The 18,803-nt window shown below is 69.9% G+C and carries 19 protein-coding genes and 1 tRNA gene; 11 read left to right on the top strand and 9 right to left on the bottom strand.

Annotation, left to right across the window (positions count from 1 at the left end):
* Window positions 1–157 precede the first annotated feature (157 nt).
* The 6 genes from ACIBLA_RS34060 (at window position 158) to ACIBLA_RS34035 (ending at window position 4,768) form a co-directional block, all read left to right on the top strand.
* Window positions 158–466 carry a hypothetical protein gene (locus ACIBLA_RS34060; protein WP_399200841.1) on the top strand — a complete coding sequence of 103 codons (309 nt, stop codon included), beginning with the start codon at window positions 158–160 and terminating at the stop codon, window positions 464–466.
* 84 nt (window positions 467–550) lie between these two features.
* Entirely contained in the window at window positions 551–1,477 is a 927-nt protein-coding gene (locus ACIBLA_RS34055) for a bifunctional DNA primase/polymerase (protein ID WP_399200840.1), read from the top strand.
* Window positions 1,474–1,830, top strand: a complete 357-nt coding sequence (locus ACIBLA_RS34050) for a hypothetical protein (protein ID WP_399200839.1) — start codon at window positions 1,474–1,476, stop codon at window positions 1,828–1,830. The genes ACIBLA_RS34055 and ACIBLA_RS34050 overlap by 4 nt, the downstream gene beginning before the upstream one ends.
* Entirely contained in the window at window positions 1,827–3,086 is a 1,260-nt protein-coding gene (locus tag ACIBLA_RS34045) for a DUF3631 domain-containing protein (RefSeq protein WP_399200838.1), read from the top strand. The genes ACIBLA_RS34050 and ACIBLA_RS34045 overlap by 4 nt, the downstream gene beginning before the upstream one ends.
* A 146-nt stretch (window positions 3,087–3,232) precedes the next feature.
* Window positions 3,233–3,466, top strand: coding sequence for an excisionase family DNA-binding protein (locus ACIBLA_RS34040; protein ID WP_399200837.1), 234 nt, complete (start codon window positions 3,233–3,235; stop codon window positions 3,464–3,466).
* Between the two features lie 18 nt (window positions 3,467–3,484).
* Window positions 3,485–4,768, top strand: a complete 1,284-nt coding sequence (locus ACIBLA_RS34035) for a tyrosine-type recombinase/integrase (protein ID WP_399200836.1) — start codon at window positions 3,485–3,487, stop codon at window positions 4,766–4,768.
* A 68-nt stretch (window positions 4,769–4,836) separates the two neighbouring features.
* Here the strand turns inward: ACIBLA_RS34035 and ACIBLA_RS34030 are convergent.
* From ACIBLA_RS34030 to ACIBLA_RS34015, 4 genes are all read right to left on the bottom strand, one after another.
* A tRNA-Ser gene (locus ACIBLA_RS34030) sits at window positions 4,837–4,924 on the bottom strand.
* Window positions 4,925–4,955: 31 nt separating this feature from the next.
* Window positions 4,956–5,399, bottom strand: a complete 444-nt coding sequence (gene tadA / locus ACIBLA_RS34025) for a tRNA adenosine(34) deaminase TadA (RefSeq protein ID WP_399200853.1) — start codon at window positions 5,397–5,399, stop codon at window positions 4,956–4,958.
* 41 nt (window positions 5,400–5,440) lie between these two features.
* The gene (locus ACIBLA_RS34020; protein WP_363239932.1) at window positions 5,441–5,992 is read right to left on the bottom strand and encodes a hypothetical protein; all 552 of its coding nucleotides are present in this window, start codon (window positions 5,990–5,992) and stop codon (window positions 5,441–5,443) included.
* A 254-nt stretch (window positions 5,993–6,246) separates the two neighbouring features.
* Window positions 6,247–6,504 carry a hypothetical protein gene (locus ACIBLA_RS34015; protein ID WP_363239931.1) on the bottom strand — a complete coding sequence of 86 codons (258 nt, stop codon included), beginning with the start codon at window positions 6,502–6,504 and terminating at the stop codon, window positions 6,247–6,249.
* Between the two features lie 125 nt (window positions 6,505–6,629).
* Between ACIBLA_RS34015 and upp the strand changes: the two genes are divergently transcribed.
* Window positions 6,630–7,265, top strand: coding sequence for a uracil phosphoribosyltransferase (gene upp, locus ACIBLA_RS34010; RefSeq protein WP_363239930.1), 636 nt, complete (start codon window positions 6,630–6,632; stop codon window positions 7,263–7,265).
* Window positions 7,266–7,278: 13 nt separating this feature from the next.
* Here upp and ACIBLA_RS34005 read toward each other — a convergent pair whose 3' ends face one another.
* From ACIBLA_RS34005 to ACIBLA_RS33990, 4 genes are all read right to left on the bottom strand, one after another.
* Complete coding sequence (locus ACIBLA_RS34005; RefSeq protein WP_363239929.1) at window positions 7,279–7,911, bottom strand: LytR C-terminal domain-containing protein; 633 nt, start codon at window positions 7,909–7,911, stop codon at window positions 7,279–7,281.
* A gap of 183 nt (window positions 7,912–8,094) precedes the next feature.
* Window positions 8,095–8,397 (bottom strand): type II toxin-antitoxin system VapB family antitoxin, encoded by a 303-nt coding sequence (locus ACIBLA_RS34000; protein ID WP_023540426.1) that lies wholly within the window; start codon window positions 8,395–8,397, stop codon window positions 8,095–8,097.
* A 272-nt stretch (window positions 8,398–8,669) separates the two neighbouring features.
* On the bottom strand, window positions 8,670–10,211 hold the full coding sequence (locus tag ACIBLA_RS33995) for a M28 family metallopeptidase (RefSeq protein ID WP_399200835.1): 1,542 nt from the start codon (window positions 10,209–10,211) through the stop codon (window positions 8,670–8,672).
* Between the two features lie 155 nt (window positions 10,212–10,366).
* Complete coding sequence (locus ACIBLA_RS33990) at window positions 10,367–10,990, bottom strand: HhH-GPD-type base excision DNA repair protein (RefSeq protein WP_363239927.1); 624 nt, start codon at window positions 10,988–10,990, stop codon at window positions 10,367–10,369.
* Between the two features lie 172 nt (window positions 10,991–11,162).
* Between ACIBLA_RS33990 and ACIBLA_RS33985 the strand changes: the two genes are divergently transcribed.
* The 4 genes from ACIBLA_RS33985 (at window position 11,163) to ACIBLA_RS33970 (ending at window position 17,490) form a co-directional block, all read left to right on the top strand.
* A complete protein-coding gene (locus ACIBLA_RS33985) occupies window positions 11,163–13,412 on the top strand; it encodes a germacradienol/geosmin synthase (RefSeq protein ID WP_399200834.1) in 2,250 nt (749 codons plus the stop codon).
* An 81-nt stretch (window positions 13,413–13,493) separates the two neighbouring features.
* Window positions 13,494–15,824 carry a protein kinase gene (locus ACIBLA_RS33980; protein WP_399200833.1) on the top strand — a complete coding sequence of 777 codons (2,331 nt, stop codon included), beginning with the start codon at window positions 13,494–13,496 and terminating at the stop codon, window positions 15,822–15,824.
* 95 nt (window positions 15,825–15,919) lie between these two features.
* Window positions 15,920–16,573 (top strand): helix-turn-helix domain-containing protein, encoded by a 654-nt coding sequence (locus tag ACIBLA_RS33975; protein WP_363239924.1) that lies wholly within the window; start codon window positions 15,920–15,922, stop codon window positions 16,571–16,573.
* Window positions 16,570–17,490, top strand: coding sequence for an SDR family oxidoreductase (locus ACIBLA_RS33970; RefSeq protein WP_363239923.1), 921 nt, complete (start codon window positions 16,570–16,572; stop codon window positions 17,488–17,490). The genes ACIBLA_RS33975 and ACIBLA_RS33970 overlap by 4 nt, the downstream gene beginning before the upstream one ends.
* An 18-nt stretch (window positions 17,491–17,508) precedes the next feature.
* On the opposite strand, the gene ACIBLA_RS33965 is transcribed toward ACIBLA_RS33970, so the two are convergent.
* Window positions 17,509–18,762, bottom strand: a complete 1,254-nt coding sequence (locus ACIBLA_RS33965) for a sigma-70 family RNA polymerase sigma factor (RefSeq protein WP_363239922.1) — start codon at window positions 18,760–18,762, stop codon at window positions 17,509–17,511.
* Window positions 18,763–18,803 lie beyond the last annotated feature (41 nt).

Genomic DNA, 18,803 nt, shown 5'->3' with positions numbered 1-18,803 from the left:
GAACGGCCCTCTACTGGCCACACAGGGGTGTTCAACAGGCCCTTTGCCACTAGCCAGTAGGCAGTAGCCACTAGTCACTACAACCACACACCGTCACCAACGGGCCCCGCCGGAACACGATCCGGCGGGGCCCGCCCGTACCCGGAAGGAGCACGTCATGAACGACCGCGAACCGCCGGGCACCCTCGCCCCACACATCCCCGCCGACCTCTACCACCGCGCGCAGACCACCGGCCGGCCCATCGTCATCGTCACCCACGCCCCCGCGCAGGGCCGCCCGGCACGGACCTACCTGATCCCGATCGTCGTCACCGGCGCGTGCGCGCTCGGGCTCATGGGCACCTTCGCCGCGGTCCTCGCGCTGCTCGACTACGCCGCCCACACCGCCGCCGCCATCGCCGGTGCTGCCGGGCCGATCGGCATCGGCGGACTCACGCTCAAGCTCACCCGCCCGAAAGGCAAATGACGCCGGGGCGACCGCCCTCTCGGCAAAAGATGCGCGGTCGCCCCGGCTTCTCCAGTCCTCAACAGACCTATGGAGGTCTCCAGCATGACTCAACCCACCCTCAGCAGGCGAGAGCGTCTGCTGACCGCGGCCCTGGATACGGCCGGACGGGGGTGGCACGTGTTCCCGCTCCGTCCCGACGACAAGCGGCCCGCTCTGCATGGTGAGGAGCGCTGCATCCGGACTGGTGACTGCGCGGAAGGTCACCTCAAGTGGGAGCAGCGCGCCACCACCGACTCCGACCGCATCTGGTACTGCTGGGGCGACTACCCCGCGAACATCGGCATCGCCACGGGCCCGTCCGGGCTCGTCGTGATCGACCTCGACATGCCCAAGACCAACAGCAAGAGCGTCAAGGGCAGTGAGGGCACGCCTTGCGGCGTGACGACCTTTGCGGCGCTCTGCGAGCGCGCCGGGCAGGAGGTGCCCGCCACCTACCGCACCCGGACCGCGAGCGGCGGACAGCACCTGTACTTCACCGCCCCCGCCGGGGTCCGGCTCACCAACACCGCCGGGAAGCTCGGGCCGTTGATCGACACCCGCGCGTGGGGCGGCTACGTCGTAGCCGCGGGCAGCACCACCCCCGCCGGCCGGTACGAGGTCACCGACGACGCTCCTGCCGCGCCGCTGCCCGGATGGCTGCTGAGCCTGCTCCAACCCTCGGCACCCGCACGGGTGGAGCGGTTCGCGCCGCTGGTCGTCAACGGCGACCGCGCCGCGCTGGCAGCCATGAACCGCGAGTGCGACAACGTCCGCAACGCACCCGAGGGAGAGGGCAACAACACGCTCAACCGAAGCGCCTTCAAGGTCGGACGCTTCATCGCGTGGGGCGACCTCGCCCGGCACGTGGTTGAGGATGCCTTCCAATCGGCAGGTGAGGAGCGGGGACTCACCGCTGCCGAGTGCCGCGCCACGATCCGCTCCGCTCTCGACAACTCCATCCGCAAAGCCCGGCCCAGGGATGCGGCATGAACCACCGCCCACATCCCCCATTGGAAGGCCACACCCCCACCACCAACCCCCCGCCGGCCGCCGAACTGCGGTCCGTCCCCCCGGCCGTGGGCGCGCTGAAGGGCGCCGCCGAAGGCGTCCCCACTGCTGTTCTCCCTGACCAGCAGCAGGGTGACGGGCGGCACGCCACCGGATGGCTCACGATCCGGGTGCCGCGCAAGGGAACGCCTACCGCCACCTCGTGGTGCGCGTGCGGCCGTGACCTCTTCGCCTCCGGACACGCCAAGGTCCTCGCCCTGACCGAGGACCACACCGCGCACCGCGACGCCTGCCCGCTCCGCACCACCACCAGTGAAGGGAGGGCCGCCGCATGAGCGTCCCCGCACCGAAGTCCAGCGCGCCGCCCATCGACGGGGCCGCGCTGCTCGATCAGGTCGAGCGCTTTCACCGCCGGTTCAACGTCTTCCCGCGCGAGGCCGCCTACGTCGCGGTGACGTTGTGGGACGCGCACGCGCACCTGATCGACGCGTTTGACGGCACCGCCCGTATCGCGTTCCTCTCTCCGGAACCGGGATCGGGGAAGTCCCGCGCGCTGGAGATCATCGAAACCCTCACCCCGCGCGCCGCGACCACCGTCAACGCGTCCGCGAACGCCCTGTTCCGGCTGGTCGAAGCACCCGAAGGCACACCGACACTCCTCTTCGACGAGATCGACACCGTGTTCGGACCCAAAGCCGGGGGTGACGAACTCGTCCGCGGGTTCCTCAACTCCGGATACCGCCGCGGCGGCAAGTCCCTGCGCTGCGTCGGGGACGGCTCCAGCCAGAACGCCGCCTGGTTCTCCTCGTTCTGCGCGGTCGGAATGGCCGGACTCGGCTCCCTGCCGGACACGATCCTGACCCGGTCGGTCATCATCCGCATGCGCAAGCGCGCCCCCAACGAGACGTGCGAGCCCTACCGTCGGCGCACCCACGAGAAGCAGGGCAACGCCCTGCGCGACCAGCTCGCCAAGTGGGCCGACACCGTCCGCGAACAGGTCGCCGACGCCTGGCCCGAGATGCCCGAAGGGGTCACCGACCGCCCCGCGGACGTCTGGGAGCCCCTGCTGGCCGTCGCGGACGCGGCCGGCGGCGACTGGCCCAAGCGGGCCCGCGCCGCCTGCCACGAACTCGTCAACGCCGCAAACGAGAACGACGAAGCCTCCCTCGGTATCCGCCTGCTGACCGACCTGCGCGACACCGTGTTCTGCGGTGCCGACCGGATGCCCACCGCCGTCATCCTCGAATGCCTTCTGGGCATGGACGACGGACCGTGGGCTGACCTGGACGGGAAGCCGCTCACCTCACGCGCCCTCTCCCGGATGCTCGGGGCTTACGTCACTGCGGAGAACAAGCCCGTCAAGCCCCGAAGTATCCGCACGGCGTCCGGGGTCCCCAAGGGCTACTACGCCGACGACCTCGCGGACGCGTGGATGCGGTATTGCGCTCCCCTCCCCGGAGAAGCCGCTACAGCCGCTACAGCCGCTACAGCCCAGGTCAAGGCGGGTGCAGATGTAGCGGAAGAGCTTCCCGGCATCCGCTACATCACCAGTGAAGCCGCTACAGCAGGAACCGCCGCCCGCACCGCGTAGCGGCACCAATCCGCTACACCCCGCGCATCCGCTACAAAAGCGGGCCCCTGACCTGCGATGTAGCGGATGTAGCGGATGTAGCGGATTCCCAGAGGGGGCCGGGAGGCCCCACGACTCCTGTCGTGTCACGAAGGAGAGACCGGCACATGAAATCGGCACCTACTCCGTTGAGTCCGGCCCAGGTCGACAACACCCTTTCGCTCCTCACTGTCGAGGAAGCGGCCCGCCGTCTCAGCATCGGCCGGACTGTCTGCTACCGGCTCATCGCGTCCGGCGAGCTGGAGTCCTTGACCCTCGGTGGCCTCCGACGGGTCCCCGCCGACGCGATCCCTGAGTACGTCGCTCGCCGCCGTCAGTCCCACCAAACCGCCGCCGCTTAGACGGCTTGAAGGGCAGCCATGGAAGACGAGAGCAAGAAGAAGCGCACCCGGCAACCGAACGGCCGATCCTCCATCTACCTGGGCGGAGACGGGAAGTGGCACGGTCGCGTGACAGTCGGGATCCGCGATGACGGCACCCCGGACCGCCGCCATGTGAAGCGGAAGACCCGAGCGGAGGTGACGGAGGCTGTACGCGACCTGGAGCGTCAGCGCGAGACCCAGACCACTCGCAAGCCGGGGCGGGCCTGGACTGTCACTACCTGGCTCACGCACTGGATCGAAAGCATCGTCCCGCTCGCCGTCAACGAGAACACGGCGGCGGGGTACGGCTACGCCGTTCGGAAGCACCTGATCCCAGGTCTTGGGGCTCACCGGCTTGACCGCCTGAAGCCCGAGCACATCGAGCGGTTCTACGCGAGCATGCAGCAGCGCGGTAGCGCGCCCGCCACGGCTCATCAGGTCCACCGCACCTTCCGGACCGCGCTGAACGAAGCGGTGCGGCGTGGCGACCTCGGACAGAACCCCGTCCGACTCGCCAAGGCTCCACGGCTCCGGGACGATGAAGTCGAGCCGTTCACGGTTGAGGAGATCCGCCGACTCCTCCGAGCGGCTGACGAGGGCCGCAACTCGGCACGGTGGGCGGTGGCGCTCTCCCTCGGACTGCGGCAAGGCGAGGCGCTCGGACTCAAATGGGCCGACGTGGACTTGAAGCGGGGCGTCCTGATGGTCCGCCGAAGCAGGCGCCGACCTCGGTACGCCCACGGGTGTGGCGATACGTGCGGCCGGAAGCCCGGCTACTGCCCGGAGCGCCGGCGGACGAACCCGGAGACGGCCGACACGAAGTCGCGCGCCGGCCGACGAGCGGTCGGCCTTCCCCCACAGCTTGTAGACCTGCTCCGCACCCACAGGGCCCGGCAGGACGTGGAGCGCACGGCCGCGGGGGAGCACTGGAAGGAAGAGGGCTGGTTGTTCCCCACCGCGACCGGGCGCGGTACCTCACCACGCACGGACTACGACGACTGGAAGGAGTTGCTTGGCCGGGCGAAGGTTCGGGACGGACGGTTGCACGACGCGCGGCACACTGCCGCCACGGTGCTCCTGATCCTGGGGGTTCCCGAGCGGGCCGTCATGGGGCTCATGGGCTGGTCGTCCACCGCGATGGCAGCGCGCTATCAGCACATGGTCGACACCGTACGAACCGGCGTCGCCGCACAGGTCGACGGGTTCATCTGGGAGTCGGGAAACGACGGCTCCGACGAAGACGACGACGGGGCTTCCGGGGCTCTCGTGACGACCAACTGAGACCCGAACTGAGACCCTGGCAATGCCAAAGGGGTGGACCTCATGAGGTCCACCCCTTCGCTCATCTGCGGTAGCGGTGGGATTTGAACCCACGGTGACGGGTTACGCCACACTCGCTTTCGAGGCGAGCTCCTTCGGCCGCTCGGACACGCTACCGAGAGAGAGCTTAGCCCAAGGTGGCCCATGCTCAGAAATCGTTAATCCGGCGGTCCCGGAAGAAGGCTTTGAGCAGCCCGGAGCACTCGTCCGCGAGCACCCCGTGGATCACTTCCGGGCGGTGGTTGAGACGTCGGTCCCGTACGACGTCCCAGAGCGAACCCGCCGCGCCCGCCTTCTCGTCGCGGGCTCCGTACACGACGCGGGCCACCCGTGACTGCACGAGCGCGCCCGCGCACATCGTGCACGGCTCCAGGGTCACCACGAGCGTGCAGCCGGTCAGCCGCCAGGCGCCGAGCTTCGCCGCCGCCCGGCGGATCGCCAGGACCTCGGCGTGCGCGGTGGGGTCGGCCGTCTGCTCGCGTTCGTTGTGGCCGGCGGCGAGCAGCGACCCGTCCGGGGACAGCACGACGGCACCGACCGGCACATCGCCGGCCGGCACCGCGCGTGCGGCCTCTTCCAGGGCGAGGCGCATCGGCGCCCGCCATGGCTCACGTACGGGGTCGTGCTCCGTCACTAGCGGGCGGTCTCCAGCACCTCGGAGGCGCCCAGCGCGTCCGCGATCTCGGACATGGCGTCGGTCTCCAGCGCCAGCAACTCGGCCTCCGAGAGGCCCAGGTCGGCGAGGATCGCGCGGTCGCCCGCCGGTCCCGCGGGTACCGCCCCGGATCCGGCCGCGTCGGCGGGGCCGGATCCGTCGGAGTCCTCCGTGTCCTCCTGATCTTCGATCTCGCCGTCCTCGGTGCCGTCGAGGTCCAGCGTGTCCAGTGCGTCGGCGAGGTCGTCATCGTCCCGGCCAAGCAATTCGTCCGTGAGGATCTCCCCGTACGAGGATCGTGCGGCCATGGCCGCGTCGGAGACGTAGATGCGAGGATCCTCCTCGCCCTCCACGCGGAGCACGCCGAACCAGGCGTCCTCCTGCTCGATGAAGACGAGCACCGTGTCCTCGTCCACCGAGGCTTCGCGGGCCAGATCGGTCAGATCCGACAAGGTCTCCACGTCGTCGAGCTCTGTATCGCTCGCTTCCCACCCGTCTTCGGTGCGCGCGAGCAGTGCGGCGAAGTACACCGTGACTCTCCCACTGGTCAGAGGTGACGATTCGGCGGTGCGCTGCGCTCTGCCCCGCCCACTTACTCGGAATCGTGGCAGAAACCCGGCGATTGCGAGAGGTCTTCCGCCGTTGCGTCGTGCAGGCATTTTTTTGGACCGGGACGGACGGGTGCCGGGTCGGGGGTGCGGGAGGGCTGTGGGGCGGGTGGCGGCCGACGCCCAAGTGGCAGTCCCGCGACGGCCGGAGAGCCGCTGGGTGACCCGCGCGGGGACTACCAGCGGAAGGTCCGCATCCGCATCTGCTGGCGCATCCGCGCGGCGCGGGCCTGCCGAGGTTTCACCCGCTCGCGCAGGGCCTTGGCCTCGTTCAACTCCCGCAGGAACTGCGCACGGCGGCGGCGGCGGGCCGCGTCCCCCTCGTCGGGGGCGAGGTCGGTCGCGGTGTCCGCGCCGGGTGGCGCGTCCGGCTCGGTGTCGGCCACCGGGTCGCCGCCGCGCTCCTGCGGAATCCGCTGCTGCCCGTCCGGCATCGCCGCCTCACCACCCCACGACTCGGTTGACCGTGCCCCTGTACGCGTGCCTTGTCACCATTCCCTGCGAGCAGGGAATTGATGCCAGCGGGGGCCGCCGACCGGGCCACGGTTACTGTGGAGGCATGCGGATTCACGTCGTCGACCACCCGCTGGTCGCGCACAAACTCACCACTCTGCGCGACAAGCGCACCGACTCCCCTACCTTCCGACGCCTCGCCGACGAGCTGGTCACCCTGCTCGCGTACGAGGCCACCAGGGACGTGCGCACCGAGCAGGTCGACATCGAGACTCCGGTGACGCCGACCACGGGTGTGAAGCTGTCCCATCCGCGGCCTCTCGTGGTGCCGATCCTGCGGGCCGGTCTCGGCATGCTGGACGGCATGGTGCGGCTGCTGCCGACCGCCGAGGTCGGTTTCCTCGGGATGATCCGTAACGAGGAGACGCTTCAGGCGTCCACGTACGCGACCCGGATGCCCGAGGACCTCTCGGGCCGGCAGGTGTACGTCCTGGACCCGATGCTGGCCACCGGCGGCACGCTGGTCGCGGCGATCCGTGAGCTCATCACGCGCGGTGCGGACGACGTGACGGCCGTGGTGCTGCTCGCGGCGCCCGAGGGCGTCGAGGTGATGGAGCGTGAGCTGGCGGGCACGCCGGTCACGGTCGTCACGGCGGCGGTGGACGAGCGGCTGAACGATCGCGGGTACATCGTGCCGGGGCTGGGCGACGCGGGTGACCGTATGTACGGGACGGTCGACTAGGGTCCGTCGCGGATCAACAGGGGGCGCCGGGTGTGGGCCTAGCCAGGCTGGCCAGGGTGCGGTCGGCGTCCTTCTGCATGTTCAGGTTCTTGAAGGCAGTCCCGAGCAACAGGTCGACGTCCTTCGTCTTCCGGGCGTCGTGCTGCGGCTTCGTACCCGTCAGCTGGGCGCCGAGCACCTTGAAGGACCCGGCCGCGGCGTCCGGGGCGCCGAGCAGTATCCCGGTGCCGGGGATCTTCTTGTCGAACTCCGCCGGCGCGTTGCCCACCTTGCCGATGAGGAAGCCGCGCTTCTTCAGCTCGTCCGCCGTGGTCTTGGCGAGTCCGGCGCGCGGCGTCGCGTTGTAGACGTTGACCCTGATCTGGGTCGGCTTGGGCAGCGTCTTGACGGCGGCGGCCGAGGGAGACGGCTTGCAGTCGGGTTTGTGGGCCGAGGAGGCGGTCGCCGTCTTCTGCTTCGTGCCGTCGTCCGCCGTGAACACGTCGATGAGCTGTACGGTCCCCCAGCCGACCAGGCCGAGGGCGACGACTGAGGCGGTGGCCGCGAAGACGATCCTGCCGCGGTTGCGAGGGCGGCGCATGCGGGGGTACTTGGCGCCCGTAATGCGGTATTTGCCGCCCATACCTGGGGGGGTGAGCATGCTCATGGCCGCAGCGTAGTGCGCGGCAGTACCGATTCCTACTAAATGATCAACAGGTTGGGCCCGAAGGGGCTGGAAAAGACCCCGAAAGGCTCAGTCCCGGACCGGTTGAGCGGCCGTCAGTCGGTCCGTCACCCGTCCGTCTGCCGGCCGTCGGTCTCTCGGCCGTCAGTCGGTCGGTCCGTCGGTTCAGCCCAGGTCCAGTTCGAGCACGCGCGCGTGGAGTACCTGCCGCTGCTGGAGTGCCGCGCGGACGGCGCGGTGCAGTCCGTCCTCCAGATACAGATCGCCCTGCCACTTCACGACGTGCGCGAAGAGGTCACCGTAGAAGGTCGAGTCCTCGGCGAGCAACGTCTCCAGATCCAGTTGGCCCTTTGTGGTGACGAGCTGATCGAGGCGGACCGGGCGCGGCGCCACATCCGCCCACTGGCGGGTGCTTTCCCGGCCATGGTCGGGATACGGCCGCCCGTTACCGATGCGCTTGAAGATCACACGGAAAGCCTACCGGGCGAGCGCCTCCGGGCGCAGCCATGGCGCGGTGGTGCAAAAGGATGCATATGGATCAAAGTAGGAGCGATATATGAGCGGAACCGTTTCCTCCGGAGTTATCGCCGCACCATCGCCTCCTGAGGAGGGACCCGAAGACGTCCGGGACGCACTACGGGCGCCGAGGGAACTCGCTCCCTCGGCGCCCGCGGTGAGTGGCTGTCAGTCGGTTGTTCGGCCGGACCGCCTGGCGGTCACGCCGTCAGCCGGTCAGGCCGTCAGGCCCGAGACTCGTGCTCGTGCGCGTTCGACGCGCCGACGCCGGTGTCGCCATCGGCCCCGGTGCGCTCCGCCTTCGCCGAGGCCGCCGTCTTGGCGCTCGCCGTGAGCGGGCTCAGGTCGTGGGCGTACTGACCCACGGCGTTGGCGATGACGTCGATGTTGACGTCGAACGCCTCCTTGTTGATGTTGTCGAGGTTGTCGCAGGCCGCGTGGTAGCAGGGGTCGTACGCGACCCCGGCCTCGCCGCCGAACTTCGCCGCCTGCGCCTCGGTCTTGATGCCCTCGGCGCCGGTGAAGGTTCCCCCGGAGGGGATGCCGACCTCTATGAACGGCCCGTAGTCGGAGCGGCCGCTGAAGTCGGTGCCCTCGTGCGGGTAGTCCCTGCTGTCGAGGAAGTCGGTGATGCCCTTCTCCAACTGCGCCGAGCCCTCCGGCCCCGGGCCCGCGCCGACGCCGTCCGAGTCGTCTCCGTCGTAGACGAACTGGCCGAAGTTCGGCGAGGCGATCATGTCGAAGTTCAGGTAGAGCTTGATCTGTGCGGCCTGCTCGGGGCTGAGGCCCTGCACGTAGTCCTCGGCGCCGAGCAGGCCCAGCTCCTCGGCGGACCACCAGGCGAAGCGGACCTTGTTGGCGGGCTTCTCGCGCGACTTGGCGAGTTCCAGGGCGACTTCGAGGAGACCGGCGGAGCCCGACGCGTTGTCGTTGATGCCCGCGCCCGCGGTCACGGAGTCCAGGTGGGAGCCGAGCATGACCGTGTTGGCCGCGTTGCCGCCCCTGGTCTCGGCGATGACGTTGCGGGTCGTGCGCTTCTCCTGGAGCTGACGGATGTCCAGGGAGACCGTCACGGGGCCCGCCGCGGCCTCAGCGGCGAGCTTCGCGCCCTCGGCCTGGGTGACACCGCCCGTGGGGATCCTGGCCGCCGCCGGGTCGCCCAGGGTGCCGCTGAGGGCGCCCTCGGTGTTGTTGGAGACGATCGCGGCGACCGCTCCCGCGCCGGCCGCCATCTGCTGCTTCGTGGCGAAGTCGCAGCCGCCGCGCTGGATGAGCGCGATCTTGCCGGTGAAAGCACCGGCGGCGTAGTCGGTGGGCTCGCAGCCGGTGGTCGCGTCGACCGGTACGACGGCGAGCGCGGCCTCTATCCCGCCCTTGGGCGTGGACTTCGTGTACGACATGGCCTTGACCTCGGAGTCGCGCGGCGTGGGCGCGGTGACCTTCAGCGTCTCGGCCTGCGTCTCGATGTACGTGAACTCGAAGGTGTCGTACGAGACGTCGTAGCCCGCCTTCTTAAGGAGGCTGTAGACGTACGCGGTGGAGGCGTCGTGGCCGAGCGAGCCCGCGGCGCGGTGGCCGCCTGCGGAGTCGGCGATGGCCTGGAACTTCTTCAGGTGCTTGTACGCGTCCTTGCCGGACGCCTCCTTGACGAGCTTCTTCGAGAGCTTCGCCGCGTCCCTCGCCGGGTCAGGCCCGTTGTGGGCCGAGGCGGAGGATGCGGACAGCAGAAGCGGGGCGGCGAGCGCGGTGGCGGCTGCGACTGCCATGAGTCTGCGGGACGTTGCGTTCACAGGGGTCCTTCCGATGCGAACGAGTGCGAAAGAGCGAGAAAGGCGTGAACTGAGCTACCGCAAGTTAGCGACCTGGGGCCTTCCAGGGGAACAGATGTGCCACAAGTCATGTACTTCCGCCAGATGTCCGCTCAGTTGTTCGGGGCCTTCGCGGGCGCCTCGGGGCTCGCCGCCTCCTTCGCCGCCTTGGCCGCGCGCTTGGCCTCCTGCTTGTGCGCACGTACCTTGGCCAGCGTTTCCGGTCCCGTGATGTCCGCCGCCGAGCGGTACGAGCCCTCGTCGCCGTACGCGCCGGCCGCCGCGCGCCAGCCCTCCGGGCGTACGCCGTACTGCTTGCCGAGCAGCGCGAGGAAGATCTGTGACTTCTGCTTGCCGTAGCCCGGGAGTTCGGTCAGCCGCTTGAGCAGTTCGGCGCCGGTGGCGACATCTCGCCACACCGCGCCGCCGTCGCCGTCGTAGTGCGCGACGAGGAACTGGCAGAGCTGCTGCACGCGCTTGGCCATGGACCCCGGATAGCGGTGCACGGCGGGCTTCTCGGAAAGCAGGGCGGCGAAGGCCTCGGGGTCGTACGCGGCGATGGCGTGCGCGTCCAGATCGTCTCCTCCCATGCGTACGGCGATGGTGTACGGCCCCGAGAAGGCCCACTCCATGGGCACCTGCTGGTCCAGCAGCATGCCGACCAGTGCGGCCAGCGGGCTGCGGCCGAGGAGTTCGTCGGCCTCGGGTTGCTGTGCGATGCGAATTGTCGTGCTCATGGGCCGATGGTGGACCGGCATGCGGAAGATTTCATGGAGGCCACGCCCTGATGGTGTGTTCATATGACTGTTTTGTGGCGCGGATGGCGGTACGGGGCGAGGGGTAGAGCTAGGTCCTGGACACCGACAGCTGCCGGAATGTTCCGGAAACCTCGGGAAAGGCCGCGCACCAGTGACACAACCCTTCGAACTGCCGGATTTCTACATGCCTTATCCGGCGCGTATCAATCCGCGTCTGGAGGAGGCCAGGGAGCACTCCCGGACCTGGGCGCGGGACATGGGGATGCTGGAGGGCTCCGGGATCTGGGAGCAGAGCGATCTCGACGCCCACGACTACGCGCTGCTGTGCTCGTACACCCATCCCGACTGCACAGGGCCGCAGTTGTCGCTGGTCACGGACTGGTATGTGTGGGTCTTCTTCTTCGACGACCACTTCCTGGAGATCTTCAAGAGGACACAGGACCGCGTGGGCGGCAAGGCGTATCTCGACCGGCTCCCCGCCTTCATGCCGATGGATCTCACCGACGGATTTCCCGAGCCGACGAATCCGGTGGAAGCGGGCCTCGCCGACCTCTGGGAGCGCACGGTCCCGTCGATGTCCCTGGACTGGCGGGCGCGGTTCGCGGAGAGCACGGAGAATCTGCTCAACGAGTCCCTCTGGGAACTCGCCAACATCAATGCCGGACGGATCGCGAATCCCGTCGAGTACATCGAGATGCGCCGCAAGGTCGGCGGGGCGCCGTGGTCGGCCGGGCTCATCGAGTACGCGGCCGGTGCGGAGGTGCCGGCCGAGATCGCCGATTCCCGTCCGATGCGGGTCCTGCGGGACACGTTCTCCGACGGGGTCCATCTGCGCAACGACCTCTTCTCGTACCAGCGGGAGATCGAGGAGGAGGGCGAGCTGAGCAACGGTGTGCTCGTCCTGGAGACATTCCTGGACTGCACGACGCAGGAGGCCGCCGACGCGGTCAACGACCTGCTGACCTCCCGTCTCCACCAGTTCGAGAACACGGCGCTCACCGAACTGGGCCCGCTCTTCGTGGAGATGGGGATCGACCCGGCCGGGGCGGCGGGGACGCTCGCGTATGTGAAGGGCCTCCAGGACTGGCAGTCCGGCGGCCACGAGTGGCACATGCGCTCCAGCCGGTACATGAACGGCGCGGCGGCGGGCGGGGGCGCCGGGCCGGGGGAGACGGCGGGGCCGCTGTTCTCGCTGACCCCGGTCGGGCGCTGGACGGCGGCGTCGGACTATCTCAAGACCCTCGCCCACGGCTCCCCCGCCAGGGCCAGAGCCCACAGCCATGTGCCGTATCAGCGGGTGGGGCCGTCGATCCTGCCCGAGTTCGAGATGCCGTTCGCGGCGGCACTCAGTCCGTATCTGGAGGGGGCGCGGGAGCATGTCGTGGGCTGGGCGCACCGGATGGGCATCCTGGAGGGGCAGTTGGGCGTTCCCGGCTCGGACATCTGGGACGAGGACCGGCTCCGCCGTCTCGACTTCCCGCTCTGCGCCGCCGGCATCCACCCCCACGCCACCCCGGAGGGCCTTGACCTGACCTCGGACTGGCTGACGTGGGGGACGTACGGCGACGACCTCTTCCCCGTCGTGTACGGCAACACCCGCAATCTGGCGGCGGCGAAGGTCTGCAATGAACGGCTGTCCCTCTTCATGCCGGTCGACACACTCGACACCCCGCCACCGCTCAGCGCGCTGGAGCGGGGCCTGGCCGACCTGTGGGTCCGCACGGCCGGCCCGATGGACGTGGACGCCCGCCGGGTCTTCCGCACGGACGTCGAGGAGATGACGGCCAGCTGGGTCTGGGAGCTGGCCAACCAGATCCAGAACCGCATCCCGGACCCCGTCGACTACATCGAGATGCGCCGCCATACCTTCGGCTCCAACATGACGATGAGCTTGTCCCGCATCGGCCACGCCGGCGCCGTGCCGCCGGAGATCTACCGCAGCGGCCCGATGACGTCCCTGCAGAACGCGGCCCAGGACTACGCGTGCCTGATGAACGACCTCTTCTCGTATCAGAAGGAGATCGAGTTCGACGGCGAACTCCACAACGGCGTCCTGGTCGTGCAGTCCTTCTTCGACTGCGACTATCCGACGGGCGTCGCGATCGTGCACGACCTGATGAAGGGGCGTATGCGCCAGTTCCAGCACGTCGCGGCCAACGAACTGCCCGTTCTGTACGACGACTTCGCGCTGGACGACGAGGTACGCAAGGTCCTCGACGGCTATGTGAAGGAGATGGAGAACTGGCTCTCCGGCATTCTGGTCTGGCATATGAGCTGCGGGCGTTACAAGGAGGCGGACCTGCTCCGTGACCGGGCGGGCACCACCCGCCGGCTTCCCCCGACCCTCAGGGGGCCCGGCACCTCGGCGGCACGGATCCGCCTTCCGGCGGCGTCCTTCTAAGACGCGGGCGTGGCCCGCCTCGGGGTTCCGTCCGAGGCGGGAGATACCCTCGCCTCCACGTCTGTGGAGGGGGAGGGCATCGTGCGGGGGCGGTTGCTCAGCGGGCGGTACGAGTTGGGGGAGTTGCTCGGGGCCGGAGGGATGGGGGAGGTCTGGCGGGCGCGCGACCGGGAGTTGGGGCGGGAGGTCGCCGTAAAACTGCTTCTCGCGCCGGGTGGGGGCTCGGGGGGTGACGGGGGCTCCAAGGGTTCCGCCGGTGACGGGGAGTCGCGGGAGCGGCGGGAGCAGTTGGCGCGGTTCCGGCGGGAGGCGCGGGCCGTGGCGTCGCTGGACAGCCCGCACATCGTCGCCGTACACGATCACGGGACGGACGGGGACAGCCCGTATCTCGTGATGGCGCTCGTGGACGGCCGGACGCTGCACGACGTTCTCGCCGAGAGCGGGCGCGTCAGTGTGGCGGACGCGCTGAGCTGGGCCGCCGATGTGTGCCGGGGGCTGGAGGTCGCGCACGCGGCGGGCATCGTGCACCGCGACATCAAGCCGGCCAACATCATGGTCACCGGCGAGGGCGTGGCCAAGGTGGTGGACTTCGGCATCGCCAAGTACACCGAGGCCAGGTCCAGCGATCCGCAGCTCACCCAGACGGGACAGGCGCCCTTCGGCAGCGTGCTGTACATGGCGCCCGAGCGCTTTCAGCAGCGGAACGGCGACGGGCGTACGGATCTCTACGCGCTGGGCTGCGTCCTGTACGAACTCCTCGTCGGGCGACCGCCGTTCGTCGGCCACGCGGCCGGGATCATGTACAACCACCTGAACGACGAGCCGCTGCGGCCGAGCCGGGCCCGTGCCGAACTCGGCCCCGACATGGACCGGTTGATCCTCTCGCTGATGGCCAAGGACCCCGGCGACCGGCCGTCGGACGCGCGGGCGGCGCGCGTGGAGTTGGAGCGGATACGGGAGCATGCGGAGGGTGCGGCCGTCGTCGTACATGAGGCGGCGTCTGTGGCCGTGTCGGAGCCAGAGCCTGAGTCCCAGCCCGACTCGGAGCGCGAGTCCGAGCCCGAGCCTGAGCCCGAGCCGGAAGACGCGCGTCCGGTCCCTCGCCCGGCGCCTCGGCCTCACTACGTCGCCAAGGTCTCCGCCCCGCCGCCCCCGCCGGCCCCACGGCGCCGCCGGCGTAACGCCCTCGTCGGGGCCGCCGTGGCGCTGGTCGTGCTCGGCATACCCACCGGGTTCGCGCTCTCGTCCTCGTCCTCGTCGCCCGACGACGAGGGGACTCCGGTCGGCGGGCCCACTGCCGCGATGGCGGAGGAGTACGTCGTCGGTGTCCCGTTCGACTGGTCGCTCGACGATCAGTACGGGGTGGAGCGTGCCGCGATCGTCGAGGCCGCTCTCAAGGACGCCGAGCGCACGTCGGGCAAGAAGCTGCCGGTGCGTGTCGTCCCGGTCAAGGACCACCGGGAGACCCCGGCGACCGAGATGCTGGAGAAGTATCCGGGCATGCTCGCGCTGGTCGGCGACGTCAGCAGTGTCGACGGCATCGACACGGGCTTCGACGCTCGGATGGCCACGATCGACACGTGCAAGGGGAGCTCGGGCCCGGACTTCGCCTTCGGCATGATGCCGAAGAAGTTCGACATGGGTGAGCAGGAAGGGCGCTATCTGCGGGGTGCGTACGACACGAACAAGCTGATCGTCGGCTCCGATTACAACTGGGACCACGACCTCGCCGCGGACGATCCGAACCATCTCGAACTCGGGCACGGGCTGCGCGAGGCGGGTATCGACGCCATCGAGTCCGTGGGCTACCCGGAGGAGATGGACGAGGAGGACGTCGCCCGCGACGTGGCCGACAACCGGCCGGACACCGTCACCCTGCCCAACGCCCGGCAGCGGGACGGCTGGGTCGACGCGCTGAAGAAGTCCGGACAGTTGATGGTCGTGCAGGAGGACTACGAGGCGTCCTGCGACACCGACGACGACCACGAATACACCGACAAGGAAGACACGTTGGTGCCGGACGGCACGTTGCGCTTCCGTTCCTTCCACGACGAGCGGCAGCCGAAGGCGGACTGCGAGCTGTTCCCGAAGGTCTGCGCGGCCCCGGCCGCACAGCGGAAGATGTTCGAGGCGAGGGGCGCGGTCGAGTTGTACGACGCCACGCTCGTGCTCGCCGCCGGGATCGGGCAGCTCATGGACGACGGGGCCTTGCCGGAACCGGGCGCGGCGGAAGCGGATTCCGAGGAGGCGCGGGCCTCGCTCCGGAAGACCATGGGCGGTGTCGATGTCACGGGGCTGCTGGGCCGCTACCGCTTCAAGGACCATCAGGCTCTCGACCGGCCGGTGTGGGTCGATGTCCGCGAGAGCGGCAAGTGGAAGCAGCTCGGGACGGTCGGCAGCCTGACGGGCTGACGGGTCGGCTGACGGGGTCGGGTGCGGTTGCCGTTCCGTTGTGCGCTCTGTTTAATGAATGAACGTACATTTATTAAGTGAGGAGTGTCGTCGCCGTGGCCGGACGTCCCCGTGGTGTCGACGACGCCGCGATCCTGCGCGCGACCGCCGACGTCGTCGGACGCGTCGGGCCCGCCGGACTCACGCTCGCGGCTGTGGCCCGCGAGGTGGGCGTCGTACCCGGCACGCTCATGCAGCGCTTCGGGTCCAAGCGGGGCCTGCTGCTGGCCCTGGCCGAGCGGGCCGCCCAGAGCGCTGAGGCCGGGGCGCGTACGGCGCCGGAGCGGCTGCGCCGGGCGCACGGCTCGGCGCTCGCCGCGCTGACCGTGCTGCTCGTGGAGTCGATGGAGCCGATGACGACTCCGCAGACGTACGCCAACCATCTGGCGTTTCTCTGTCTGGACCTCAGCGAACCGGACTTCCACGCGCACGCCCTCACCGTTCACCGGGCCGAGCGGCGCGCCGTCGAGGAGTTGCTGACCGCCGCTGTCGCCGCCGGGGAGCTGAGGGCCGGGACGGACGTACGGCCGCTGGCCCGTTCCGTACAGGCGATGTCCGCCGGGGCCGGGTTGGTCTGGGCGCTCGACCGCGAGGGGACGTTGGAGCAGCGGATGCGGCAGGAGATCGACGAGGTGCTGGCGCGGCATATGGAGCGGCGCGTGGAGAAGCGCGTGGACCGGCGCGTACTCGCTGACCAGGAGGAATCATGAAGGATGTGGCTACGGCGCCCGGCCCGCTGGCCGGCAAGGTCGCGCTCGTCGCGGGCGGCACCCGAGGCGGCGGGCGCGGTATCGCGGTCGAACTCGGCGCTGCCGGGGCGACGGTGTACGTCACCGGCCGCAGCAGCTCCGCCGGGCGCTCCGAGCTGGACCGCCCGGAGACCATCGAGGGCGCGGCCGACCTGGTCACCGCCGCCGGCGGGCGCGGTATCGCCGTCCGTACCGACCACAGCAGGCCCGACGACGTACGCGCACTGGTCGACCGGATCGCGGCCGAGCAGGACGGACGGCTGGACATCCTCGTCAACTCCGTATGGGGCGGCGACCCGTTGACCGACTGGGAGCATCCGCTGTGGGAGCAGGACCTGGACGCCGGGTTCCGGCTGCTGCGGCAGGCGGTCGACACACATGTGATCACCAGCCGTTACGCGCTGCCGCTGCTGGTCGCCCGGCGGAGCGGGCTGGTCGTGGAGGTGACGGACGGGAACACGGCCCGCTACCGGGGGAGCGTCTTCTACGACCTCGTGAAGTCCTCGGTGATCCGCCTCGCGGTCGCGCAGGCCGCCGAGTTGAAGCCGTACGGCGTCGCCGCTGTCGCGATCACGCCGGGCTTTCTGCGTTCCGAGGCGATGCTGGAAGGTCTCGGTGTCACCGAGGAGACGTGGCGGGACGCGGTGGCCCAGGACCCGAACTTCGCCCACTCCGAGAGCCCCGCGTATCTGGGACGCGCGGTCGCCGCGCTGGCCGCCGATCCGGACATCATGGCCAAGTCGGGTCGGGCGCTGGCGACTTGGGGGCTGTATGAGGAGTACGGCTTCACGGACGCGGACGGTACGCAGCCGGACTTCGCCGCACATTGGGCCAGGTCGCTGGTCGAGGAGTACGGGCCGCTCGGCGAACCGCTCTAGGGAGCCGTACGTGGGGGCTCAGGCGCGCAGTCGGGCCGCCCGCATCATCAAGTAGCGGGTCTCCGGCCCGCTGAGCGTGCGCTCGGCCGCCGACTGGTAGGCGGCCAGGGCGCCTTCCTTGTCGCCCGCCTTCTCCAGCAGATGGGCCCGCACCGCGTCGAGTCGGTGGTTGCCCGCCAACTCCTCCTCAAGTCCCTTGAGTTGTGCGAGTCCGGCCGCCGGTCCGTGTGCCATCGCGACAGCGACCGCCCTGCTCAGCTCGGCCATCGGCTCCGGCCCGGGAGCACGGCGCAGCAACTCGTCGTACAGCGCCACGATCTGGAGCCAGTCGGTGTCCTCGGCGCTCGCCGCCTCGTCGTGCAGCGCGGCGATCGCGGCCTGCAACTGGTAGGCGCCGGCAGGCCCTTGGGACAGCGCCTCCTCGACCAGCGCCGTACCCTCGCCGATCGCCGTGCGGTCCCAGCGGTCGCGGTCCTGCTCGTCCAGCGGGATGAGTTCACCGTGCGGTCCCGTGCGGGCCGGGCTCCGCGCCTCCGTGAGCAGCATCAGCGCGAGGAGGCCCGTCACGGCGCCCTCGGTCGGCAGCAGCCGCCGGACCGCCCGGGTCAGCCGGATCGCCTCGTACGACAGATCCGCGCGGTGCAACTCGCTGCCGGATGTGGCCGTATGGCCCTCGTTGAATATCAGGTAGAGCACCTGGAGCACGGTGGCGAGCCGGGCGTCGCGGTCATCGGGGCCCGGCTGCCGGAAGGGCACGCCCCGGATCTTCTGTTTCGCCCTGCTGATGCGCTGCGCCATCGTCGCCTCGGGCACCAGATGCGCGCGGGCGATCTCGGCGGTGGTCAGACCGCCGACGGCGCGCAGGGTGAGTGCGGTGCGCCCGGCGGCGGGCAGTTCGGGATGGCAGCAGAGGAAGAGGAGGGTGAGGGTGTCGTCCTCCGAGGGGGCGCGGCTCTCGCCGGGCGGCGGCGCGGTGAAGGCGTCCCTGGGGGTGAGCGCGGCGGCGCTCTCCTCTCGCCTGCGGCGCGCCTCTTCGCTGCGGAGCTGGTCGACGAGCCGGCGGGAGGCGGTCTTGATCAGCCAGCCGCGGGGGTTGTCGGGCGGGCCGGTGTCCGGCCACTGCCGGGCGGCGGCGATGAGCGCTTCCTGTACGGCGTCCTCGGCGAGGTCGAAGTGGCCGTAGCGGCGGACGAGCGCGCCGAGGACCTGCGGCGCGTGGCGGCGCAGCAGGTCCTCGGTCGTGGTGGGGCGGCCGGTCGAGGGGTCGTTCACACCGTGTATTACACCCCGTCGTACCGGGGCGCGCACGGTGT

It is taken from the genome of Streptomyces sp. NPDC050433 (genome assembly GCF_044458565.1).
In the GTDB taxonomy this organism is placed as follows: domain Bacteria; phylum Actinomycetota; class Actinomycetes; order Streptomycetales; family Streptomycetaceae; genus Streptomyces.
This window is presented reverse-complemented; position numbering and strand designations above follow the sequence as displayed.

Coding starts and splice junctions, on each gene's coding strand:
- upp (WP_363239930.1), top strand. CDS start 6,630: ATGCGGATTCACGTCGTCGACCACCCGCTGGTCGCGCACAAACTCACC.
- ACIBLA_RS33970 (WP_363239923.1), top strand. CDS start 16,570: ATGAAGGATGTGGCTACGGCGCCCGGCCCGCTGGCCGGCAAGGTCGCG.
- ACIBLA_RS34060 (WP_399200841.1), top strand. CDS start 158: ATGAACGACCGCGAACCGCCGGGCACCCTCGCCCCACACATCCCCGCC.
- ACIBLA_RS33990 (WP_363239927.1), bottom strand. CDS start 10,990: ATGAGCACGACAATTCGCATCGCACAGCAACCCGAGGCCGACGAACTC.
- ACIBLA_RS34005 (WP_363239929.1), bottom strand. CDS start 7,911: ATGAGCATGCTCACCCCCCCAGGTATGGGCGGCAAATACCGCATTACG.
- ACIBLA_RS34015 (WP_363239931.1), bottom strand. CDS start 6,504: ATGCCGGACGGGCAGCAGCGGATTCCGCAGGAGCGCGGCGGCGACCCG.
- tadA (WP_399200853.1), bottom strand. CDS start 5,399: ATGCGCCTCGCCCTGGAAGAGGCCGCACGCGCGGTGCCGGCCGGCGAT.
- ACIBLA_RS34045 (WP_399200838.1), top strand. CDS start 1,827: ATGAGCGTCCCCGCACCGAAGTCCAGCGCGCCGCCCATCGACGGGGCC.
- ACIBLA_RS34035 (WP_399200836.1), top strand. CDS start 3,485: ATGGAAGACGAGAGCAAGAAGAAGCGCACCCGGCAACCGAACGGCCGA.
- ACIBLA_RS33995 (WP_399200835.1), bottom strand. CDS start 10,211: ATGGCAGTCGCAGCCGCCACCGCGCTCGCCGCCCCGCTTCTGCTGTCC.
- ACIBLA_RS34050 (WP_399200839.1), top strand. CDS start 1,474: ATGAACCACCGCCCACATCCCCCATTGGAAGGCCACACCCCCACCACC.
- ACIBLA_RS34040 (WP_399200837.1), top strand. CDS start 3,233: ATGAAATCGGCACCTACTCCGTTGAGTCCGGCCCAGGTCGACAACACC.
- ACIBLA_RS34055 (WP_399200840.1), top strand. CDS start 551: ATGACTCAACCCACCCTCAGCAGGCGAGAGCGTCTGCTGACCGCGGCC.